We start from the raw sequence: 15,016 nt of genomic DNA, 5'->3' as shown, positions 1-15,016 counted from the left end.
ACTATATAATTAAAATAATCAAATATTGCTCGGAGAATATATATACACTAAAACTGTCGTTCTATTATATTTTTTAGAGTCAATTCCTGTACCCAAAACCTTCCTTCTACAAAATCGTATTCATTTGCAGATTTTCTAATATACTTTCCCGCTACATCATTTATAGCTAACTGTTCACAGCTATCTACACCAATAAAGACTGATGATTCAATAATTAAAAATTGTTTTGTTTTTTCGCTATAGACAAAGTCAGTAGCCAAAAAATTTGAACCGAAAGCTTTATACACTTGGTAAGCTAATTCTAAAGCCTCTACAGGGATTTCCTTCTTTTGGTAATTACCTGCACCTGATGCTCTAAAATCTCCTTCGTTTGGGTATCGATAGTATCCAAAGAGATCCTCTCCAACACACATGATCCGCAAATCATAAGTCGCATCTTCAATAAAATCCTGAAAGTAGACATACTCTTTTTGATTTATATATTTAAAATAAGTCTCTTTGCCCTTATAAGAGAAAACTTGGTTAACAAGCTTTTTTGCTTCTTTCAGATTGTCAATTTTATCAACGCCATAGGAAGCAGAACCTGTAGTTATCTTTGAAATTATTGGAAATTTAGCTTTGGCTAAATAATCTAATGTTTCAGATTTAGAATGACTAATGAATGTAGGGATAGATGGTAGATCATGCAATTCATATAAGTAATTTGCTCTTATCTTGTTCTCATAAGACCAAACTTCATTATAACTAGGCAGGCATTTCTTACCCATTTGTTCTAAGATATAGATCTTTCCTTCAGCGATTTCTTGCGTGGAGGGGTCAGAAGATGTATTCCAGACTATTAGATCAAAACGTTCGGCTTGCTCCATCCAATTTGAAAGTAAAGGATTATAATACTCATAAACAATATTATTATTCTTTAAAAATCTTTCATACTTTGGATAGTAATCTCTTTCTCTAGTTAAACCTATGTCTGAATAGCTATCGGCACCTTTTACCAAACCTACTACTATAGTAGGCACTTTGTCTAGCAGTACTTTTTCTGCTTTTTCAAGATATTCATCAAGCTCAACACTATTCATTAGATCATTAGTCGTTTTATTTCGATACTTTGTATATGCTTTTTTAAGCAACTTATTAGATAAAACAACATCTCTTATATACATTTTAGACATGACTATCTTCCTTGAAAATCATTAATACGTTGATCTACAATTTTACCTGTATCTATAATCAATGCTGCTTGTGTGACAGGATTAATAGTGCCTTCAATCATATTATCTAGATAGGTAATAATACTTTCGCTCAAACTATGTGAAATAGTTTTGTAGAATAATGTGGGTGTATGGTCAACCATGTAATGTACAACACCTTCAACTTTATATATCGGATCTTCTAAAGTCGTTGGAGTACAGGTTTCAATACCTCCGTTTCTATCGCAGGAGATGTCAATAATCATAGACCCTTTCTTCATTCGCTTTAGATCTTCTTTATACACAATATGGTCTTTACGGTTTGTATCCCATAAAATAGCATTTACGATGACATCATACTCTGCGATTTCTTTTCTTAGTAGAGCTTCTGTATGACGATTATACACCGTAACTTCAGCACCCATCATAGTCAGTATCTTTAAAGCACCACGGGCTATGTTACCGCGCCCTATTAAAGCAACTTTTGTGTTGTAAGGAAATAATCCATGTAATGTGTATGCATGTATAATCGCAGCTTCACCAGCAATTTCATTATTTCGCCAAAAGACATGTCTACCTTCGTCAAACATATCCTCCCAAGCATAAGCAGTAAGCTTTTTATTAATTAAAGTATCCGTTATATCTCGATTTTGAACAGCGTGCACCCATCCAAAAATAACTTGGCTATCTAATTCATTGAGATATTTAGCATCACCAATTTTAGGATCACAAATGATATCTTTTCTAAGAGTTTCTTCACGAGATGCAACATTTATACCCGCGTTGATGTAATCATCATCACTATATCCTAGAACCTCTCCATAACCATTTTCGACATATATACTATTAGGGTTTCTAAAATGAGCTATGTCAGATGGCACTAGCGCACGACGATTTTCATTTGACTTATCACTTATTGGAAAACCTACTGTATTCATTTGATGCTTCCTATATCTTGTTTAAATTTAAAGAAAGTGATTTTTTACTTATAATCTTATACATAGCAAACGCACTACTACCCATTAATAATTGTGCAAACGCAATGTTTATTGCGCCGCCTATCACACCTAAGTTGGTTATAAGTGGATAAGAAGTCAACAAACCAACTAACGATATAATAAATGTTAGTTTCATAACAGTTTTATCATAGCCCCTTGGTATCAAAAAGTTTGTAGAGTAAATACTATAAAATACGATACAAGTGACGCCAAATACCAAAATAAGAAATATGTTAGAAGATAACGGATCAGATATTCCCATCCATCCTAGTATATACTTATGCAAGATAACTAGAATAATCGCTAGGGCTGAAAATCCAATCATGTAAAACTTACTAAATAAATTGAACTTATCTTGTCTACGTACCAAATAAGGAAATACTACGGTGGAAACAACTGAATTTAGTACACTTAACACGTTTACAAGTTGTCTTACTGCCCCAAAAACACCAGCAGCTTGCTTCCCTAGCAACATCCCTATTAAAAACGTAGTTGTATTATTGTAAAAATTAGGCATAAATTGATTAATAAATAAAGGAAAACCAAATTTTAGATTTTTTATTATGCTATTCTTTTTTACTAACTGAACTGACAGTTTGAACTTCTTGACAATTAAAAAATGAGACAGTATGGCAATAAACACATACCCTAGACCGAACAACAGAGGATAAAGCCAATAATCCTCAGGTGATTTGATCAATATAAAGACACCTATAGTAAAGCTTCCCTTAACGATCAAATCTAATATAGTGATATAGCCCATCTGCTCCACACCTCGGAAGAACCATTCAGGGAACATCGTCTGCCCAATCAACATTAAGCACATTAATAAATATACTAGTAAATCTTCTCTAAATTGAGGCACGATCATGACAGCAGGTATCAATATACTCAGTGAAAACAATAATAGATAAAGCTTTGACGCCTGTGTCTTACTGTAAATAAAGCTCAACTGCTTACGACTGCTCTTATGCCTTGCTATTTCTCGTGTCGCTGATAAATTAAAACCATAATCTGTTACTGATTGAAAATAAGCAATCAAAGATAGTGCCAGTACAATTGCTCCATATTGTTGAAGCCCCAACACCTTAATCAAATAAGGCAAGGTTATAAAAGGCAGAACAGCATTGACTAACTTCAAAACAGATAATGAAAAGAAGTTCTTCATTAGCTGTCTAATATCCTCAACCTGTAATGCCGTGCGAATTTTACGAATCATAAAGTTAAGTCACTATTTTTTCAGAGACTTAACATACCAAGGCATAGCTTTCTCTATGCCCTGAATAATATTAAACTGCGGCTCATAGCCTAATGCATTTTTGATTTTACTAATATCTGCCTGACTATGACGCACATCTCCTTCACGGAAGTCTCTATACACAGCATCTTGAGTATAGTCCACCCCATTGAGTGCTAAATTTTCTTGTAGCGCTGTGAATAGAGTATTGAGCGTGGTACGCCCACCGACCGCTACATTATAGACTTGATTTTTAGCCTCATCACTAGCCACGGCTGCTAATATATTGGCCTGTACAGCATTTTCGATGAAGTTAAAGTCGCGACTGGTATCGCCATCACCATTAATAAATACCTCATCGCCTGCGATCATCGCTGCCGTCCACTTAGGGATGACTGCCGCATACGCGCCATCAGGCGTTTGACGCTTCCCAAAGATATTGAAGTAGCGCAAACCAATAGTGCTAAAACCATAAGTACGGGCAAACACATCGGCATATAGCTCATTGACGTATTTGGTCACTGCATAAGGTGATAAAGGGTTACCTATATTTTCCTCGACTTTGGGCAGTGCTGGATGATCACCATACGTTGAGCTACTGGCTGCATAAGTGAAGCTAGCGACTTTGGCATCACGAGCAGCGACTAGCATATTTAGAAAGCCTGAAATATTGGTCTCATTAGTTGCGATAGGATTAGCAATAGAGCGAGGTACAGAGCCTAGAGCAGCTTGATGTAATACGTAATCTGCACCTTTACACGCTGCTTGACAGTCTGCAAGCTGACGGATGTCACCTTCTATAAAATCAAATCCTTCCCATTGCTCAGCACTGACTAACGACTGCACCTCATCGAGATTATGCTGAAATCCTGTTGCAAAGTTATCTAACCCAACTACTTTCTGATTAAGGAGCAGTAAAGTCTCTAATAAATTAGAGCCAATGAAACCTGCTACTCCAGTGATCAACCAAGTCTTAGGTTCAGTCAATATTGTTTGTTTTACTGCTTCGTACGCGGTAGCTGTCATAATCTTCTCGTATTGCTGTATAAGTTATAGACGGATATCAGTTTCATCTTTAGTAAAGATATATTTAAGATCATAAAGGACATGATCATCCTTACCTAATGCACGTATGTTATCTATACCCATATCGATGAACTGCTCATGGGCAACCGCTAAGATGATACCATCGTATTGATCGGCAACAGGCTTATCGATAGGCGTAATATCATATTCGTGCTGAGCCGAGGCACTATCTACCCAAGGATCGTAGACATCAACCTCGATATTATACTCTTCTAGTTCATGGACGATATCTATAACCTTAGTATTGCGTACATCCGGGCAGTTTTCTTTAAAGCTAAGCCCTAAGATTAAAACTCTCGCACCTTCTACTTGAATGCGCTTTTTGATCATGGTTTTGACTAGTTGAGTGACGACATACTCGCCCATGCTGTCATTTAAACGACGACCCGCGAGAATAATCTCTGGATTATAGCCGATAGCTTGCGCCTTATGAGTTAAATAATACGGATCAACACCGATACAATGACCACCGACTAGACCTGGGCGAAATGGTAAAAAGTTCCACTTAGTACCCGCAGCTTCTAGCACTGCCTGAGTATCTATGCCCATCTTATTAAATATTACGGCAAGCTCGTTAATTAAAGCAATATTGACATCACGTTGGGTATTCTCGATGACTTTTGCCGCTTCTGCTACTTTTATAGAAGACGCTTTGTGCGTACCAGCAGTAATGATAAGGTTATAGACCTCATCAACAAGGTCAGCAATCTCAGGCGTCGATCCGGCTGTTACCTTTAGAATATTAGTCACGCGGTGCTCTTTATCACCTGGATTGATGCGCTCAGGACTATAACCTGCATAAAAGTCTTGATTAAATGTCAGACCAGACACTTTTTCTAATACAGGAATACAGACTTCTTCTGTCGCTCCTGGATAGACCGTTGACTCGTAAACCACGATGTCATCTTTTTTGAGTAGACTACCGATAGCTTCTGACGCTTTAATTAACGGAGTAAGGTCAGGCTGCTTATAGTCATCTATCGGGGTCGGAACCGTCACGATAAAAAAGTTACAGTCTTTTAGCTCACTGATATTTGAGCTATACGTTAAATGGGCCGCTTGCGCTAGCTCTTCACCGCTAACTTCCAAGGTATGATCAGTACCTGCTTTGAGAGCCGAGATACGCTCATCATGTATATCGAACCCTACTACTGAACGATGCTTGCCAAATTCTACAGCTAAAGGCAATCCTACATAGCCTAGACCTATTACTGCTATCTTAATGTCGTTAATGTTCATCATAATTTATTATCAACCTAGTTTTATTGTTTGACTTATTTTTGCTATATACTTATCCGTACCAGTTCTATCGTTACTGTCATCTTCTGCGGGCGTCCCTTCCTGATATCCTACCACAAAATGCCTAAACTGCTCTTTTAGCCATTCTACATCATATAATTTTGCTTTATCAGCTAGCTTAAACAAAATGTCTTCAAGATCGTTTAATGGGAAGCTATGCTCCATCGCTTGCATAATCAGCGGATGATCAGTATCTTCAACATTGTCTTCACCGATGATCAGCTCTTCATAGAGCTTTTCGCCAGGACGTAAACCTGTGAATATTACTTCGATATCGCCTTGAGGATGTTCATCATCTTTAACTTCAAAGCCACTTAGCTGGATCATCCGCTGTGCTAGATCTACTATCTTAACAGGATCACCCATATCTAATACGAATACCTCACCGCCTTTAGCCATCGCGCCAGCTTGGATAACTAAGTTGGCAGCCTCTGGGATAGTCATAAAGTAACGGGTAACATCAGGATGAGTCACCGTAATAGGCTGACCTTTTTCGATCTGCTTAGTGAACACAGGTACTACTGATCCTGATGAACCGAGCACATTACCGAAGCGTACCATACTTATACAGGTTTCAGTATTACTACTATCGTGGCTCAAGCCTTGACAAACTAGCTCAGCTAAGCGTTTGGATGCGCCCATTATATTAGTCGGTCGTACTGCTTTATCCGTCGAAATCAGCACAAAGGTTGCAACTTTTGCTTCGATAGCGGCACGCGCACAGTGGTAAGTGCCTTTGCTATTATTGATAACCCCTTCAAAAGGATTCGCTTCGACGATAGGGACATGCTTATAAGCAGCAGCGTGATAAACCGTTTGGATCTGATAACGCTTGAGTATGCGTGTCAAATGGTCTTGATTGGTCACATTACCTATCATTGCGACAACGTCGATGCCTTTATAAATATCTTTGCTCGCGACTTTGGCGATCAGCTCTTGGTGGATACTATAAAGGGCAAATTCAGATAACTCATAAAGCACCAAAAGCTTAGGCTGGTTTTTTACAATCTGTCGGCATAGCTCACTGCCAATAGAGCCGCCCGCACCTGTCACTAGCACACATTTATCAGTGATATTGAGCTGTAACAGACTGGCGACTGGCTGAACGGTTTGACGGTCTAAGACATCTAGGATATCGACCTTGCGCATACTGCTGACCGTAACTTTGCCATCCGCGATCTCTTCTAGGCTTGGTAGCTCTTTTATCTGAATAGAGATGCCGGCAAGCTTATCGATGATCTGTCTTTTGCGTGAACGGCTGATAGAGGGAATCGCTAAAAAGACTTGCGAGATATTCAGCTTTGACACGATTTCTATAAGTTTATCAGCACTATAAATACGTTTGCCAAATACATAAGCATTATCTAATTGAGGGTCATCATCAATGAAAGCAACTACATTATACTTATGCGAGTTTTTTAGTCCCTCTAATAACTCTTTACCCGCCTCCCCTGCACCATAAATAAGCACATCGTCATAATCATCCATATTGCGAGGGTGCTGACGTTGACCTTGCAGGCGTGCCAATAACTCTCTAATGGTCAGACGACTATTCCATAACCAAATAAAAAATAAAAATAAAAATAAAATTGGAACCGCACGAGGAATACTTGGTGCCAGTTGAAAATATAATGCAGTTTGTGCAATGACAATTAATACGAAAAACAATTGTAGAACATTACCCATAGAAGCATAAAAAAAGCTACGAGCGATGCCTTTATAAAACCCAATGACATAGAGTCCTATTACTGGAATAGAAGCATATAAGCATAGGCTCAACAGACTTATATGGCTACCTATATAACCATATCGTGCTGCAATAGCAAGATATAAGCAAACGACAGCCATAATAAAATCAGCTGAAATTAAAATAGCTCGCTTACTACTGCGCGGCAGGGCTAATAAAGAATCAGCAGTATGTTTCGACCAGCTATTAGCCTCATCATTCTGCTGAGTATTAATACCTTTTGATTCTATAGACATAGTTGGCAACTGTTTTATTCATACTCTAGAAACTTGCTTAATAGTATACGGAACTAACAAAACAATAGTTATTTATTATTACCATAGGCATAGCTGTAATGATAGCTATACTTACTCATTAGACCTTGTTGCACATCATTGAGAATAATACCATCGACTTGGATATTGGCCTTGTTCATCTGCTTCATAGCATAAACGACTTGACCCTCAATGGACTGATCGTAACGCGTTACCATCAGCACCTTGTCAGCGTACTGTGACATAATTATGGCATCTGAGGCCGCTAATAAAGGAGGAGAATCAATAACGATATAATCATAATGCTCATTAAGTTCAGTCATCATAGCGCTGAACCTATCTCCAGATAGTAGCGACGCTGGATTATGTGGGTGCTGACCTCTAGGTATAAAATCAATATTGTCTATAGCTGTTGGGTGAATGACATCGACTAGATTGACACCTTGCGCTAAATAATTACCTAAACCATTATCTTGAGTCATATTGAACATTTTATGCAGCTCGCCTAGACGCATATCAGCATCGACAACTAGAACTTTTTTGTTGAGCTGTGCAAATACTTCAGATAGGTTAGATGAGATAAACGACTTACCCACTCCTGGGCTCTCGCCAGTAATCAAGATGACTTTGGCACGTTGACCTATTTTACCTACTGTTGGCATACCGAACATTAAATTGGTTCTTAGACTCTTTATCGCTTCATAGCTTAAGCTATTACTATCGGCATGAGCTAACAAAAGGTTTTGAGACTTTTTACTCTTACCTAGTCGAGTTAGCAAAGGTGAGCGCGGAATAGTGGCAATGACTGGCACGCCGGTTTTGGCTTCGAGGCGTTCAGGATCTTTCACTGCATTTCTAAGTAGGCCTTTGATCAGAGCTAAGATAGTACCGATCATTGCCCCTAACAAAGTCGCTAGTGTCCATATTAATAGCTTTTTAGGTGCAATGGCATTGAAAGTATTAATAGGAAGATCAATAATCCGTGCATAACCTACTTGACCTGCTTTGACAATCTTTAGCTGCTCATAATTCTTTAATAAAGTGAGATAGATCTCTCTATTAATCTCAGTATCTTGTGATAGCTTTAAGAACTCTCTCTGTACTTCGGGCAGTCCTGTAATAGTGTTATCAATATCTTGTTTCCGCGCATTTAAGACTCTAAGCTGATCATTTATCTGAATAACTAATGGATGCTCTTCTGTATAATAAGTTGTTAGATCGGCTTTTTTAAGCTTTAGCTCGTTGAGCTGAGCATCGATCTGAGCGTTTTCAGATAGCAAGATTTCAGCCTCTTGACTAACATCAATAGTACCGTTCTCTTTACGAAAATCATTAAAGACTGCTTCAGAATCTTCAAGCTTTTCCTTTAGTAACGGAATCTGAGTTTCCATAAAGGCAATTGTTTTGGTTGTCTCTTCAGAGCCACGTGATTGGTTTTGAGCAATGTATGAGCGGATGACTTCTTCTAGAATTAGGCTGGTTTGTTGTTGGTTAGGTCCTGTCATCGATAGCTGAATGATACCTGTCTGCTGGCCTTTTTCCCCAACTGTCAATGAGCTGTTTATAGCGTCAGTAGTCCGCTGTAACGATTGTTTAGAGATAATAACGGGATGCGAGTCATTAGGTAAGTCAGTCACTGTGATCTGAATCTGACCATCTACACCTTTGAACTGATGAGCTTTATCAAGCTGACCTTTAAATTCGTCGAAGCCATTACTCAGCGTAAAGCCTGACTCAGATCTTACTAAAGTAAAAGCTTGATTGAGATAACCCTGAGAGACATTAAACTGGCTGATTCTTGCCTGACCATCTTCAGTTCGAAGATTGACATCCTCAGTTGTATTAATTTGAGTATCAGTACGATTGCTCTTGATTTTATCAATATAGCCAATCTCAGGATCAGATAAGCGGATACGCAGATTCAGCAGATTAACCACTGGCTCTAATATCATTCGTGATCTGATAAGCTCTGTTTCTGTTTGGGCTTTGTTAGATTGAGGAGCGACTAAGTCTGAAATATCGCTACCAAGTGCTGAGATACCTGATGAATTATCTTCTATTTGTATTAATGCATCAGATTTAAAGGTTGGATTAACATAGCGCCCATAAAGCACCCCTACTATTAGACCCAATATAGCCAGTAGCAAAATAATCTTCCAGCCTCTCAATACCACCCAAAGCAATGCCAGTAGATCAATATCATCATCGTTAGGATTACTATTAGTCGAGTTAGGTGCTTTTTGAGAATCTGTAGTCATATCTATAGTATCGTCATTTAAAGGTAATTATTGGTTATTAACTGCTTAATATCTATTATCCATCACTGGGACTTTAGCTTATTTTCTTATGCCATGGCTCAAGACTTTCAACAATGTCTTTTCTAGCCATTTCAAACTGTGCTAACTCGTGTTTGTAAGGGTCAGCTATGTCTTTGTCATTCCAATGACCAATCTTGAAAGTTTTGCCACGACAATGCGGCCAACGCTCTTCAATCCACTTAGTTTGACCATCAGACATCGTAAATATCAGATCTGCTGTCATCACTAGTTGCTCATCGATTTGCTTGGCAACATGATTCGACATATCTATGTTGTAGGGATTCATGACTTCTTGCGAATTAGAGTCAACGGGATTACCCACTAAAGCACCAAGACCTGCAGAGTCAATATGTTTGTTTGGATACTTCTCTTTAAGTAGTGCCTCGGCTATAGGGCTACGACAAATATTACCCACACAGACTACTAAAATATTATTAAAACTCATATTATAATTTAACCTATAGACCTGAAAGGGTATTGATTGCTGATGTAGATGGTAAAAGTGCACTAAGAACACGATTCCAGCGCGTCAGACCAGTAGGATCGACATAAACAATATCATTAGGTCGCATCTCAAAACGATTGGCTAAAGGAAAGCTAGTAAGCGATTGCATATCGACGTAATAGATATTGGTTGAGGAGTACCCGACGTTATCACGAACCACATATATTTTAGCAGCGTTGGCCGTAAATGATTTCAGTCCTTGTGATTCACCTAATACTTGCGCTAAGCTGAGTCCTTGCTCCAGTATTGGCACAGGTGCAACTTTACCAAATTCACCCAGTACGTAGACTCTATTACGATCTTGGCTATTGACGTGAATAGAATCACCATCCTGCAGATATATTTGATTACCTGATGAGCCTATTTGCCGTAGAGCTTGCAGGCCAATATTATAGTTTCTACCGTTACGGTTCAATACTAGACTATTTGAATCACCAGTAGCTGTAGCACCACCTGCCATAGAAATAGCACTATACAAGGATACAGGTGCATCATTAATAGCAAACTCACCAGGCTTGTTGACTTCACCATCGATGAAGAACTTATTGCCACGGTAGTTAATAATTTGTACTTGTGGATCAGAGTACTTTAGGTAGCGCTGGAGCTTACTTTGTAAGGTAGCCGTAAACTGTGGCACGCTCATGCCGCTGGCTTTGATTCGTCCTATTAGTGGGAACTGTACATAACCCTGCTGATCTACAGGATAACCTGTTTCACTAGCTTTATTCATGTCAGGATAACCAACAAGCACAATGCTCAAAACATCACCTTGAGCGATACGATATTCTTTCTTAGTAGAGCTATTAATAAGCTGATAGATATCATTACTGGGTGTTGATATTTGTGGTGCTGGCAATGTGGCTAAGCTTAGAGGCTGCACATTGAACTGTAGCCCGTTCTCAGCTACAAAGCTACCTACTGGCGGTAAATCACCCGCTTGTAGACCAGAGTTGATAGTTGCACAGCCGGATAACAAACTGATTAGTAGTAAGCTGGTTGCACCTAATAGCTTAGAGGATTGACCCATAATAAAAACCTTTATAAACCCTAGGAATAGATAGTAGTTACCAACAACCAACCAAAGCTGTCTTTATATAAATATCTTATCTGTATTACAAAAAAAGCCATAATAGCATAATTGGTTACGAATTAATAAACTCTTATTAATTAAAAAACACATCTATTATCTTTAATATTCGCATTTTTGATCCAAAAATATATGAGTTCTTATAAACAAATATCCTTTAGTACTTTAATAGTGCTCTAAAATTATAACTATCAAAAGCTGTATTATAGCTATAAATAGCGTAGAATAGCGACCTGCGCATAATGCGTATTATCTACCCTATTCACTACATTGAGAAATGTAAACTATACCGATTCAAGGATATCGTTATGCAAGATGAAAAACTGCAAAAAGCCCTCGCTCGCATGGGTCTTGGCTCACGCCGTCAGATGGAAGAAGTGATAAAAGCGGGTCGTGTCAGTGTCAATAATGGCCCTGCTACTATTGGCGATCGGGTCAGCCCTGGTGATGAGATTCGCGTCGATGGTCGTCAGATCAAGTATACCGCTGAGAGCGAAAAACGCCGCCGCGTTATTGCCTACTACAAGCCCGAAGGCGAGATTTGCTCAGCTAATGATCCAGAAGGTCGTCCAACGGTATTTGAGCGTTTGCCAAAACTGACTCATGATCGCTGGGTCATGGTCGGTCGTTTGGATATTAACTCATCAGGGCTGCTATTGTTCACTAATGATGGCGAGATGGCGCATCGCTTGATGCATCCGTCTAATGAGATTACTCGCGAATATGCAGTACGCGTATTAGGCGAAGTCACTTCTGAGATCGCTCGCAACCTGACTTCTGGGGTAATGTTAGAAGATGGTATGGCGCAGTTTGAAGATATCAAAGACGGCGGCGGTGAAGGCGTCAATAAATGGTATCACGTCAAGCTCAAAGAAGGTCGTAACCGTGAAGTACGTCGTCTGTTTGAGTCTCAAGGTCTCAAGGTGAGTCGTCTATTACGTACCAGCTACGGTAGCATTGCTCTGCCAAAAGAGCTTCGTACCGGTCGCTTTTTGGAGCTTGATAAAAAAGACATCAATACTCTGACGGACTTAGTCAATATGCGTCCGCGTTATGGTACAGGATTGCATGGCGCGGCCAAAGAGAAGCAGGAGCGTATTAAAAACAAACCGCTCAAAGCGCGTCGTAGTGAGAGCAATCGTAATACTGGTACTGACGGCAAGCCCAAGACTAGCGGTAGCCCTGCTAGTCGCGGTTCGCGCAATACTCGCGATCGCAATAATAAACGCTAGATCAAGCTAGAAATAAAAAGTGCTCAATGATTATTTATCATTGAGCGCTTTTTATGATCTATTAATCATGACTATCCATATACTGCTTCATCACTCGTAGATCTTGCAAATTGTTATTTTCAATCTGTACCAATAAATTATCTATGCGCTGCTCAATATTATCTAATAAGTTTTGCAAAAGCTGATTGGCCTCAGCCTGTTTGTCAGTGTCACTGCTCACGCTAACTAAATGATGATGGCTGGCTAGCATCTCTGCTAAGCGTGTATGTAATAGCTTATGCAGTACAAACTGCTGCTCTGTTAGCGCTGGGGTAATGTTCTGCTGCTCTACAGATTGCTGATAGCTTTGATAGAGGTCTATCTTTTTATCGATGTATTGTAGCTGACGCAATTGTAACTCTGAAAGATGCGTTAGATGGTGCTTATTCAAGCTTAGATTCCGCCAAACTAGAGTATCTACAGATAAACGAGCTTGTGGGTTTTGATAGGTGAGTACCCCTGGCGTAATACCAACCGCCTTATGCAGCGCATGCCAGCCTTTTTTAGTTAAATAAAAAACAGTTACGGTACTGAGCACGCCCATACCTAGCAACATTAGCATCTTTTAAATTTAATCCTTAACGCTATCTATAACGATAGTGCGATTATTATCTGTAGCGTCTATATTGGCAGGGTTAGTAATCATATCAATCGATTGACGTGCTTGATTTGGAGTGACTGGCGTATCAAAGCGCTGTTGCAAGTAGCGATTGGTCGCTAGTAGTTTTTGTCCATCTTGATGATAAGAGGCATTGAGCAAGTCATCGAATTGCACATTGATCGTGCCTAGTACATCTAAGAGCGCCTCTTTACCTGTGACATTAGAGTGCTTAATTTTGGTAGTATCAGCGCGCCCGCCATCCAAGTCATGCAAACGGCGATAATCAGCGACCGCTTGTGGGATATGGCGATCCATTAAGTTTTGGATCATGATATAAGTTTCATTAACCGTATCTTTATCATCGATCTGCCCGTCATTATTAGTATCACCATAGATAAGACTTAGCTTTTCGCCTTTTTCATTGATCTGAGCAAGAGCGGTTCTTACATCAGCGGGCAGGCTTTTTTCGGGAATATAACCCAATTGTGGCATAGCTTGATATTCTAGCATTTTAGGGGCGGTAAGCTTTTTGACACCGCGATAGCCCAAAAACAGACCCGCTGCTGGCAGTACCCCATATAAAACAAACATGACTAACATAGCAGTGACTTGGGTCATTAAGGCTTCCTTTTAATTTTGCGTACGGCTTTTGACATAACGATGGGTTGAGGCTAACCGATTGAGTACGGTCTGATGCAGCTCATCTAATAGCTCATCAAGCTCATAGTCGATCTCTAAAAATAAATCGGTCAGCATATCACCTGCGGTCATACTACCTTGTGCAAAATTATTCCTAGTGCGATGCGGACTAAAACGCAGTAGCTGCTCATAGTGATGCAAGGCTTCAGGAATGCTCTCTTTGACCAGCTTATCTATCACAAACTGACGCTCATTGTGCTGCTGCTGTTGCTCATCATTTAGCTCTTCGCTCCAATCACGATAGCGCTTGAGCTTGCCATTGATACGATCTAATATCGCAACCGCTTCGATAGGCATAGCGTTCAGGGTGGGCTCATCAACCACATCAATAAGTTCAGTCATAATCGGGCAGCGTCCATGTTTCAATGTCCATAGGGTATCAGGGTCAAACGGAGGGCGATTGGGCGAGCGCCATACTGCGCGATTGGCCAAATAGCGATCGGTTAAAGGCGTCGGCGAGCGAATATCATTGACTTGTGCTAGAGCGTCACAAATTCGCTCAACGCGTTTGGGAGCCCTCAGAGCAATATCCGTAACTTGTTCATCTCTGCCGTCAGTCATTATCTCAGCCGTCTGCTGCGCATTTTTAGCCGCTTGCGTTGGTAGATCATCATATCCTTGTGCAAATGACTGTAGCATTCTTGCTAAACTTACCACCATAGCCTACCCTGCTCCTCACTGTGAGAGCTAATACTGTTAATATCAACACCTTTGCCAAGGCTCT

At 39.7% G+C, this 15,016-nt stretch carries 13 protein-coding genes; 1 reads left to right on the top strand and 12 read right to left on the bottom strand.

From position 1 onward, the window contains the following. Window positions 1-47: 47 nt before the first annotated feature. From Q9G97_RS03700 to Q9G97_RS03660, 9 genes are all read right to left on the bottom strand, one after another. Window positions 48-1,172 (bottom strand): RimK family alpha-L-glutamate ligase, encoded by a 1,125-nt coding sequence (locus Q9G97_RS03700; RefSeq protein ID WP_305899755.1) that lies wholly within the window; start codon window positions 1,170-1,172, stop codon window positions 48-50. Window positions 1,173-1,174: 2 nt separating this feature from the next. Next, entirely contained in the window at window positions 1,175-2,128 is a 954-nt protein-coding gene (locus Q9G97_RS03695) for a N(5)-(carboxyethyl)ornithine synthase (RefSeq protein WP_305899754.1), read from the bottom strand. 10 nt (window positions 2,129-2,138) lie between these two features. After that, on the bottom strand, window positions 2,139-3,407 hold the full coding sequence (locus tag Q9G97_RS03690; RefSeq protein WP_305899753.1) for an oligosaccharide flippase family protein: 1,269 nt from the start codon (window positions 3,405-3,407) through the stop codon (window positions 2,139-2,141). Between the two features lie 12 nt (window positions 3,408-3,419). Then, complete coding sequence (locus Q9G97_RS03685; protein ID WP_305899752.1) at window positions 3,420-4,451, bottom strand: NAD-dependent epimerase/dehydratase family protein; 1,032 nt, start codon at window positions 4,449-4,451, stop codon at window positions 3,420-3,422. 24 nt (window positions 4,452-4,475) lie between these two features. Then, the gene (gene tviB, locus Q9G97_RS03680) at window positions 4,476-5,750 is read right to left on the bottom strand and encodes a Vi polysaccharide biosynthesis UDP-N-acetylglucosamine C-6 dehydrogenase TviB (RefSeq protein WP_305900259.1); all 1,275 of its coding nucleotides are present in this window, start codon (window positions 5,748-5,750) and stop codon (window positions 4,476-4,478) included. Between the two features lie 12 nt (window positions 5,751-5,762). After that, the gene (locus tag Q9G97_RS03675; RefSeq protein WP_305899751.1) at window positions 5,763-7,793 is read right to left on the bottom strand and encodes a nucleoside-diphosphate sugar epimerase/dehydratase; all 2,031 of its coding nucleotides are present in this window, start codon (window positions 7,791-7,793) and stop codon (window positions 5,763-5,765) included. Window positions 7,794-7,861: 68 nt separating this feature from the next. Then, a complete protein-coding gene (locus tag Q9G97_RS03670; RefSeq protein WP_305899750.1) occupies window positions 7,862-10,069 on the bottom strand; it encodes a polysaccharide biosynthesis tyrosine autokinase in 2,208 nt (735 codons plus the stop codon). A gap of 73 nt (window positions 10,070-10,142) precedes the next feature. Then, window positions 10,143-10,574, bottom strand: a complete 432-nt coding sequence (locus tag Q9G97_RS03665) for a low molecular weight protein-tyrosine-phosphatase (protein WP_305899749.1) — start codon at window positions 10,572-10,574, stop codon at window positions 10,143-10,145. Between the two features lie 13 nt (window positions 10,575-10,587). Next, on the bottom strand, window positions 10,588-11,661 hold the full coding sequence (locus Q9G97_RS03660; RefSeq protein WP_305899748.1) for a polysaccharide biosynthesis/export family protein: 1,074 nt from the start codon (window positions 11,659-11,661) through the stop codon (window positions 10,588-10,590). Window positions 11,662-12,029: 368 nt separating this feature from the next. On the opposite strand from Q9G97_RS03660, the gene rluB reads away from it, so the two are divergent. Beyond that, window positions 12,030-12,953 carry a 23S rRNA pseudouridine(2605) synthase RluB gene (gene rluB, locus Q9G97_RS03655; RefSeq protein ID WP_305899747.1) on the top strand — a complete coding sequence of 308 codons (924 nt, stop codon included), beginning with the start codon at window positions 12,030-12,032 and terminating at the stop codon, window positions 12,951-12,953. Window positions 12,954-13,014: 61 nt separating this feature from the next. Here rluB and Q9G97_RS03650 read toward each other — a convergent pair whose 3' ends face one another. From Q9G97_RS03650 to Q9G97_RS03640, 3 genes are read right to left on the bottom strand one after another with little or no spacing between them, the layout of a single operon-like run. Next, window positions 13,015-13,554, bottom strand: a complete 540-nt coding sequence (locus tag Q9G97_RS03650) for a hypothetical protein (protein ID WP_305899746.1) — start codon at window positions 13,552-13,554, stop codon at window positions 13,015-13,017. A 9-nt stretch (window positions 13,555-13,563) separates the two neighbouring features. After that, window positions 13,564-14,211, bottom strand: coding sequence for a hypothetical protein (locus tag Q9G97_RS03645; RefSeq protein ID WP_305899745.1), 648 nt, complete (start codon window positions 14,209-14,211; stop codon window positions 13,564-13,566). A 12-nt stretch (window positions 14,212-14,223) separates the two neighbouring features. Next, window positions 14,224-14,952, bottom strand: a complete 729-nt coding sequence (locus Q9G97_RS03640) for a hypothetical protein (protein ID WP_305899744.1) — start codon at window positions 14,950-14,952, stop codon at window positions 14,224-14,226. Between the last annotated feature and the right edge of the window lie 64 nt (window positions 14,953-15,016).

This window comes from Psychrobacter sp. M13, from assembly GCF_030718935.1.
Lineage (GTDB): Bacteria > Pseudomonadota > Gammaproteobacteria > Pseudomonadales > Moraxellaceae > Psychrobacter > Psychrobacter immobilis_G.
Note: the sequence above shows the minus strand (reverse complement) of the source record. Positions and strands in the feature narration are given on the sequence as shown.

What these genes read in the sequence shown, in the direction of transcription:
- Q9G97_RS03700 (WP_305899755.1), bottom strand. Translation starts at nt 1,172, where the DNA reads ATGTCTAAAATGTATATAAGAGATGTTGTTTTATCTAATAAGTTGCTT.
- Q9G97_RS03695 (WP_305899754.1), bottom strand. Translation starts at nt 2,128, where the DNA reads ATGAATACAGTAGGTTTTCCAATAAGTGATAAGTCAAATGAAAATCGT.
- Q9G97_RS03690 (WP_305899753.1), bottom strand. Translation starts at nt 3,407, where the DNA reads ATGATTCGTAAAATTCGCACGGCATTACAGGTTGAGGATATTAGACAG.
- Q9G97_RS03685 (WP_305899752.1), bottom strand. Translation starts at nt 4,451, where the DNA reads ATGACAGCTACCGCGTACGAAGCAGTAAAACAAACAATATTGACTGAA.
- tviB (WP_305900259.1), bottom strand. Translation starts at nt 5,750, where the DNA reads ATGAACATTAACGACATTAAGATAGCAGTAATAGGTCTAGGCTATGTA.
- Q9G97_RS03675 (WP_305899751.1), bottom strand. Translation starts at nt 7,793, where the DNA reads ATGTCTATAGAATCAAAAGGTATTAATACTCAGCAGAATGATGAGGCT.
- Q9G97_RS03670 (WP_305899750.1), bottom strand. Translation starts at nt 10,069, where the DNA reads ATGACTACAGATTCTCAAAAAGCACCTAACTCGACTAATAGTAATCCT.
- Q9G97_RS03665 (WP_305899749.1), bottom strand. Translation starts at nt 10,574, where the DNA reads ATGAGTTTTAATAATATTTTAGTAGTCTGTGTGGGTAATATTTGTCGT.
- Q9G97_RS03660 (WP_305899748.1), bottom strand. Translation starts at nt 11,661, where the DNA reads ATGGGTCAATCCTCTAAGCTATTAGGTGCAACCAGCTTACTACTAATC.
- rluB (WP_305899747.1), top strand. Translation starts at nt 12,030, where the DNA reads ATGCAAGATGAAAAACTGCAAAAAGCCCTCGCTCGCATGGGTCTTGGC.
- Q9G97_RS03650 (WP_305899746.1), bottom strand. Translation starts at nt 13,554, where the DNA reads ATGCTAATGTTGCTAGGTATGGGCGTGCTCAGTACCGTAACTGTTTTT.
- Q9G97_RS03645 (WP_305899745.1), bottom strand. Translation starts at nt 14,211, where the DNA reads ATGACCCAAGTCACTGCTATGTTAGTCATGTTTGTTTTATATGGGGTA.
- Q9G97_RS03640 (WP_305899744.1), bottom strand. Translation starts at nt 14,952, where the DNA reads ATGGTGGTAAGTTTAGCAAGAATGCTACAGTCATTTGCACAAGGATAT.